General features: G+C 53.2%; 5 protein-coding genes. All 5 read right to left on the bottom strand.

Going from position 1 to position 7,159, the window contains the following annotated elements; genetic code table 11:
* Positions 1-525 precede the first annotated feature (525 nt).
* The 5 genes from B1748_RS25515 to B1748_RS25495 all read right to left on the bottom strand — a co-directional run bounded on the left by B1748_RS25515 (position 526) and on the right by B1748_RS25495 (position 7,080).
* Positions 526-2,055 (bottom strand): alpha-L-arabinofuranosidase C-terminal domain-containing protein, encoded by a 1,530-nt coding sequence (locus B1748_RS25515; protein ID WP_087570762.1) that lies wholly within the window; start codon positions 2,053-2,055, stop codon positions 526-528.
* Positions 2,056-3,567, bottom strand: a complete 1,512-nt coding sequence (locus B1748_RS25510; protein ID WP_218781658.1) for an FAD-dependent oxidoreductase — start codon at positions 3,565-3,567, stop codon at positions 2,056-2,058.
* A gap of 34 nt (positions 3,568-3,601) precedes the next feature.
* The gene (locus tag B1748_RS25505; protein WP_087570760.1) at positions 3,602-5,122 is read right to left on the bottom strand and encodes an extracellular solute-binding protein; all 1,521 of its coding nucleotides are present in this window, start codon (positions 5,120-5,122) and stop codon (positions 3,602-3,604) included.
* Between the two features lie 62 nt (positions 5,123-5,184).
* Positions 5,185-6,060 (bottom strand): carbohydrate ABC transporter permease, encoded by an 876-nt coding sequence (locus B1748_RS25500; RefSeq protein ID WP_087570759.1) that lies wholly within the window; start codon positions 6,058-6,060, stop codon positions 5,185-5,187.
* A 30-nt stretch (positions 6,061-6,090) separates the two neighbouring features.
* Positions 6,091-7,080, bottom strand: a complete 990-nt coding sequence (locus B1748_RS25495) for an ABC transporter permease (protein WP_256975926.1) — start codon at positions 7,078-7,080, stop codon at positions 6,091-6,093.
* Positions 7,081-7,159 lie beyond the last annotated feature (79 nt).

Genomic DNA, 7,159 nt, shown 5'->3' with positions numbered 1-7,159 from the left:
CTACAATTGAGGCGCAACTGATGCAGATGTGTATGAAATTTCGAGTACAATGCTACAATTGAGGCGCAACTGATGCAGATGTGTATGAAATTTCGAGTACAATGGCCGCTGTAGAGGCGCGCTGGTGCGAATGTGTATGAAATTTCGAGTACAATGGTGCTGTAGACGCGTAACTGGTGCGAATGTGTATGAAATTTCGAGTACAATGCTGCTAGTGGGGCGCAACTGATGCGAATGTGTATGAAATTTCGAGTACAATACTGTAATTGGGGCGCAGCTGATGCGAATGTGTATGAAATTTCGAGTACAATGCTGCAATTGGGGCGCAGCTGATGCGAATGTGTATGAAATTTCGAGCACATTGCTGCAAGCTCTGGAGTTACCTCATTTCCTAATAAAACGAAAAAAAGGACCTCATCTCCCACTTTACAGTGGAAATCGAGGTCCTTTCACATATAAATGGGGACGTTCCCCGATCATGCGAACACCTTGGGACAACCCCCTTTTTCTTGCAAACATAATGACTTAAATTTTCTCGAACCGAAGCAGAATCACGCTATGAGCGGAAACGTGAAGCCCGTTTTCGACGGATACAGCATCGCGCGTAACGGGAACGACCTGCTCCGGAGCCTCCGGCGTATTGGAAGCGTGAATATTAGGATGATGCAGCGACCAGACGGACGCGATGCTTTCGAATCCTTCCGGAATGCCCAGCGCAAGCTCGAAGCTCTCCTCCAGATGCCGGTTCACGATCGCCACGCGCAAGCTTCCATCTTCCCCGATGGCTCCTACGGCGTCGATATAAGGCGAGGAGACAGGTTGATGCTTCCGCTCCAGCTCTGCGCTGTATTCCGGATTGCTCACTTGCGGCACCGGCGTCAGACGCGACGGAGATTGTACATCGACGCTCACGCTCTCGCCTACCATCCACTCCCGATATTGCTTGAACAGATGGTACAGGGGCGTCTTAATGACGGCGTCTTCCGTCACGTTCATAATGCCGTTTCCGTTGACGAGGAACACGTAGTTCGCCATGCCCACATGCGGGCTAAGCCGGATCATCGCATGAAAGATTCCCGCCGCGAATATCGAGTCTTGAAGATTGCGAGGGCTGTTGCGATTGAGCGAATAACCTTCCTTGCCCGACGGATTCGCTTCGTAATGGCGAATGTTCCATTCGTCCAAGGATAGGCGAATCGGGTGCTCGGGTTTCTTATGCATCCTGCTTAGCGTCGTATCCAGCGTGCTGATCATCTTGCGCAACTGGTTCTCGAAATACACCGGTGTAAAGGCAATCGGATAATATTCGTCCGAACTCTCCCGGTCGATGGAGCAGCCATAAATATGAATCGTCAAATAGCTGAGATATTTGCCCGCGGCCTCGATGACCTTCCGGTCCCACTCCTCGTCGTTCCCTTCGTAGGACCCGACGCCAAGCAATTGCAGCTGTTGATCGTACTTCTTGGCGAACTGCGCCCAGTTGGCCAGCTTGGCCGCATATTCATCCGCGCCGAGATTACCTGCCTCCCAGTCCCCCCATGTCTCGTTGCCAATGCCCCAGAGCTTGACGCCATAAGGCTCCTCGCGTCCGTTTTCCTTGCGCCACAGTGCATCCGCCGTTTCTGAGCCGTTGCAGTAGTCCATCCAGCGCAAAGCGTCGACCAAAGTACCTGTTCCCAGATTTACGTTTACATAGGGATCGGCGCCGACTTGCTCGCACCAGCTCAGAAATTCGTCCGTTCCGAACCGATTCGACTCCATGCCGCCCCAGTGCCAATTCGGACGAACCGGCCGCTGCCCGCTGGGGCCAACGCCGTCCTTCCAGTCGTACAGGTCGACATAACAGCCTCCCGGCCATCGAATGACCGGTACACCCAGTTCCCGGGCAGCCTCGATGACGTCCTGTCGCAAACCCTGATCGTCCGACCTGGGCGAGTCTCCATCCCATACGGACGGGTACATGCAATTACCGAGATGTTCGAAGTATTGACCGTATATATAAGGGGTGATCTCTCCTATCCGTTCATGCATGTTCACCGTAACACTAGCCTTCATCTAGCTGTCCTCCCCTTGGCCGCCGCTTTTTTTCGCGAACGGATTATGGTGGCTCGCCGTGCTGCCAGATCCCTCCGTCTTCGTCAGGCGCAAGCCGCCGTCGACCCGGTCCTCCACGCCTTCGACCCCGAGCAGGTATTGCCCTTGCTCGATCAGCAACCTTCGAACATCCGCCACTGGAACTTCCCGAGTGTTAAGCCTCTGGCTAACAGCCAGAGCCGCCGCGGTTCCGGCCCCTTGCCCAATGCCCATTGCCGTCGCCATGACGCGAACCGAACCAAACGCGTTATGCGTCGCCGAGATGCAGCGCCCGGCTACGAGCAAATTATCGACTCCTTGGGGAAGCAAACTGCTGTAAGGAATTTCGTAGACCGCTTTCCCCGAACCGGTAAACACCTGCTGCTCTCCTTCCGGTGGGTGAATGTCGATGGCGAACGTGCCGCATGCAATGCCATCCTCGAACGCTCGGCTGTTCAGCACGTCTTCCTCGGTCATCGTGTAATCCCCTACGATATGCCGCGTTTCGCGAACGCCGACCTGCACGCCTGTATCGAGCACGTAGGCGTCCTCGAATCCGCCGATGTTTCGCTTCATGAATTCGGTCACAGCCCACGCCTGATGCCGCGTTTCGATCTCGGCCCTCGTCAGGTCCATGACATTGGTACCGTCGATGCCTTGAAGGCGGGTGCAGTTCACCGCGAATTGACCTTCTCGCGGAAGCTCGTACATCAGAATCCGCGGCGCGGCATCTTTCGGATACTCCCCGCGATCGACCGCCGCTTGAATAATTTCTTTCATCCCGAGAAAGGCCAGCGCGCTTTGCGCGTCTATCTCTTCGTCGCTCGGCGAATCTTTGAGCAGCTGCCGGTTTTCTTTCATCCAGGCTTTTAACCGGCCAACATCGACGCCGGCCACCCGGTAGAACAGCGTTACCGGCTGCATCGCCCCGTCCGACTCCCGTCCTTTGACGAAAGGAGCGCCGATTCTCGCGGCGACGTCGGCGTCCGCCGAGCAGTCGATTACCGTTTTTGCCCGAATCGCCTGCCGTCCTGATTTGCTTTCGACGATAACGCTGGTGATCCTGCCGTCTTCCGCGTAGGCGTCGGCGAACGTGGTATGCAGCATCAGTTCGACGCCGGCCTCCTTCAGCATTTCGAACAACACGAGCTTCATGCCCTCCGGATCGAACGGAGACATCGAAGCATTATCAAACGTCAAATCCGTGACATGGCCCAGAGAGGCCGTTTTCTTTACCAGCCGTTCAACCAGTTCGCCGGCTACGCCCCGGATAACTTGATTGCCGTTAACGTCATGGAACGTAAACATCGGATTGACCATTGCTACGGTCAAATTGCCGCCGACGAATCCGTACCGCTCAAGCAGCAATACCTTTGCTCCGTTGCGGGCGGCGGCTACCGCCGCGCCGATTCCCGCGGGGCCTCCCCCTACGACGAGCACATCAGGTTCCGCCGTTACGGGAATGCGCCGGGCCGTTTCTTCAATATAATTCATTTTCATGCCGCTCCTTCCAAGTGCAACGTATTCTCTATTTTTTTGTGCTGTACCAGTCGTTGATCGCTTTTATTACGTCGCTGCCTCCGGACGAATCCCATTTGCTGAGGAACTTGTCGAAGTTCTCGACCTTCTCGCCGCTGAGCAGCACCTGCAGGAAGAAGTCGTTCTCCATTTGAGTCAGGCTCGGCAAGTTTTTGCCGACGGCTTCGATTGGCGGCATAAACGCGATCGGATTCACTTTCGCATATTTGTCGAAATCCTTATTAATAGCATTAAAAGCTTCGAACAAAGTCGGCGTCCGGCGAAGACGCGCCAGCCACATTTCCGCATACTCGACTTCACGAATGCCGTTGAGGAAGAAGTACGCGCTGCCTCGTTTTTCCGTAAAAATCGGCATGATCGGGCTATATACTTCGTTCTCCTCGTTAAACGTAACACCCTTTTCGCCCAACGTCAGAAACGTGAAATTGTTTTTCTCCATCTTCATGTCCATAAACTTGATCGCTTCTTCGGCATTTTTAGAGGACTTCGGAATCGCATGCACATAAATCAGCTTGTCGGCCATTTCCACGCCGGCCGATCCGTCAGGTCCCTGCAAAGGCGAGATGTAACCCATTTTGCCGTTGGGCACGTTCGTTTTAAATGCATCGTTCATATTCGAGGCCAGATTCCAGTCGCCCGAGATCATCGCCGCCTGACCGCTGATGAACTTCTCCTGGGCTTGGGCCGATTTATTGATCGGCCAGTCTTTATCGACCAAACCTTCGTCGAACAGTTTTTTCATGAAGGCAAAATACTCTTCCATTGCCGGGTGCTTAATTCGCGGCAGCAATTGTCCGTCCACTTCGGACCACGCCGTATAGATGCCGTACGCGCTCCAGACCATAGGGACGTTCATTCCGTTCCCCGTAAGCGGAATCATATCCGGCTTCTTTGCTTTGATCGTTTTCAGCGTCTCATAGAACTCGTCAAGCGTTTCCGGCGTTTTCAAACCAAGCTCATCCAGCACATCCTGCCGCACGATCATCGTCTGCTCAATGTTAGCGCGTTCGTTTTTCTGCGGAATGCCGTACAACTCTCCGTTGTATCTGCCAAGCTCCCAGGAAGATTCCGAGATTCCTTCCTTCAGGTTCGCTCCGTGTTGGTCGACCAAATCTCCGATCGGCTGAAGCGCGCCTTGGGCGACCAGCGTATAAAACTGCGGCGGGTTTAACGTGAGAATGTCGTAGTTCGCGCCGGACGCAACCTCGATATTAAGCTTTTCCTCCGGATTATCCTTAGGCAAAAGCGTATAGTTGATCTTATACCCCGTCGTTGCTTCGATGTCTTTGGCGACAGGATCGTTGTTCGGGTCGAAACCGACGTTAAAAGCAAGAACCTCCAGTTTCGGCTTTGCTCCTCCGGTGTCCGCCGAAGGCGAAGACGAAGACGATGGGCTCGTTCCGCCCTGACCGGTTTCCTGCCCCGTTCCTCCCGAGCAGCCCGCAAGCACGGTTAATGCCGCGATCCCTGCAATTGCTGCTTTCATCCATTTCATGCGATTGGATAACATAGATGATTAGCCTCCCTTTTTGTAGCCCCTGTTTTTTATAGTAAGGCACTTTGCCTCAAAACCTAACCTTTAACCGATCCGAGCGTCATCCCCGTCACAAAATAACGCTGCAGAAATGGATATACCAATAATATAGGTACGATCGAGGAAATAACGGTCGCAGCGCGAAAACCTTCGGGCGCCATGCTGAGCCTGACCGTATCCGGCTGTTCCTGCAACAGCTCCTCCGTGTTCGCAATCGTTTCGTACAAAAACAGCTGAAGCGGCTTCAAATCGACCGAGCTGATATAAATCAACGGATGAAAATAATTGTTCCAGTATCCGACAGCATAGAAAATGCCTAGAGTCGCGATGACCGGCAACGATATCGGCAGCACGATCGATCGCAAGATTCGCAAGTTCGTTGCTCCATCGATCTTGGCGGATTCTTCGATACTTTCCGGAATGCCCTCGAAAAACGTTTTGCAGACGAACAGGTTAAACGGCACGACGAGCAGCGGAACAATCATGGCCCAGATCGTATTGAGCAGTCCCAGCTCCTTCATCAGGATGTAACCCGGGATGATGCCGCCATAAAACAGCATGCTGAATACGTACAGCAGCAGAATCGGCTTGCGTCCCTTGAATTCGGGCTTGGATAGCGGATAGGCTGCCAATATCGTAATCGTCAGGCTGAGCGCCGTGCCAATGATCGTAACGAGCAAAGTCACCTGCAGCGCTTCGAAAAACCGGGTATGCGCAAACACGAAACGAAACGCTTCGAGATGCATGCCGATCGGGAAAAACGTAATTTTATTTCCCATGACGGACGCTTGATCACTGAACGACTTCGCAAGCACATGCAGGAAGGGCAATAGACAGATGAGCCCGACAACGACGATCAGCACATTGTTGACGGCATCGAACCATCGGTCCGATCGGTTGCGAATAGAATTCATGAAATGGTTCTCCCTTCTCCCGTTCCCGGGCTACCAGATGCTTTTTCCCAGAAACCGTTTGCTGGCCTGGTTGCTGGAGTACACCAGTATGAATGCGATAACCGATTCGAATAAGCCAAGAGCCGTCGAAAGGCTGAAATCCATCTTCCCGAGTCCAATCCGGTAAACAAACGTCTGGATAATATCCGCGACATCGTACACCGCAGGATTGTACATGACCAGAACCTGCTCGAAGCCGGCGTTTAAAATTTGTCCCAACCGCAATACCAAGACGAGCATGATGACTGGCATAATGCCGGGAATCGTAATATGCCAGATTCGTTTAAAACGCCCTGCCCCGTCTATGAGCGCCGCCTCCTGCTGCTGCGGGTCGATGGCCGTCATTGCCGCCAGAAACAGAATGGTGTTCCATCCGGTTTCCTTCCACCCTTCTGTAAAGACGAGCAGGGAACGAAACCATGACGAATCGGAGAAAAAGCTGATGCTTTGGCCGCCGACGGCTTCGATCACTTTGTTGATCATGCCGTAGGAGCCGAACAAGGAATAGAACAGGCCGAAAATAATGACCCACGACAGGAAATGCGGTAAATACACGATCGTCTGTACCCAGCGCTTCATCCAGCGGATTCTCAGCTCGTTTAGCGAGATTGCGACGAGAATCGGGATCGGAAACAGGAACACTAACTTGTACAAGCTGATGATCAATGTATTACTGATGACCCTCAGGAAAGCTTCGTCCTCAAAAATGCGGTTAAAATGTTTCATGCCGACCCAAGGGCTTGCCATGATCGAATCGATGATGTTGTTGCCCGCAAACAGGTTAAAATCCTTGAAAGCCAGCGATAAGCCAAGCAATGGAACAAATTTGTACACGACCAGGAAAATCAGTCCCGGCAAGCACATCAGATAAAGATCGTAATTCATCCGGAAATAGCGCCAAAATCGTTGGCCGTCCGGCTTGCGGCGGCCTGCCGCCATCGAAGGCGGAAGTGGTCCCGTCACTGCTTCGGACTCCTTCATCTTCTACCATCCCCTCCGTCATACTCGCGCCGCCGTCCGCGGTACGGCGACGCGTTCTTCGATTTCGGCGGTCAGACGA

The sequence above is a fragment of the Paenibacillus sp. MY03 genome, from assembly GCF_002165585.1.
GTDB classification, from domain to species: Bacteria; Bacillota; Bacilli; order Paenibacillales; family Paenibacillaceae; genus Pristimantibacillus; species Pristimantibacillus agaridevorans.
This window is presented reverse-complemented; position numbering and strand designations above follow the sequence as displayed.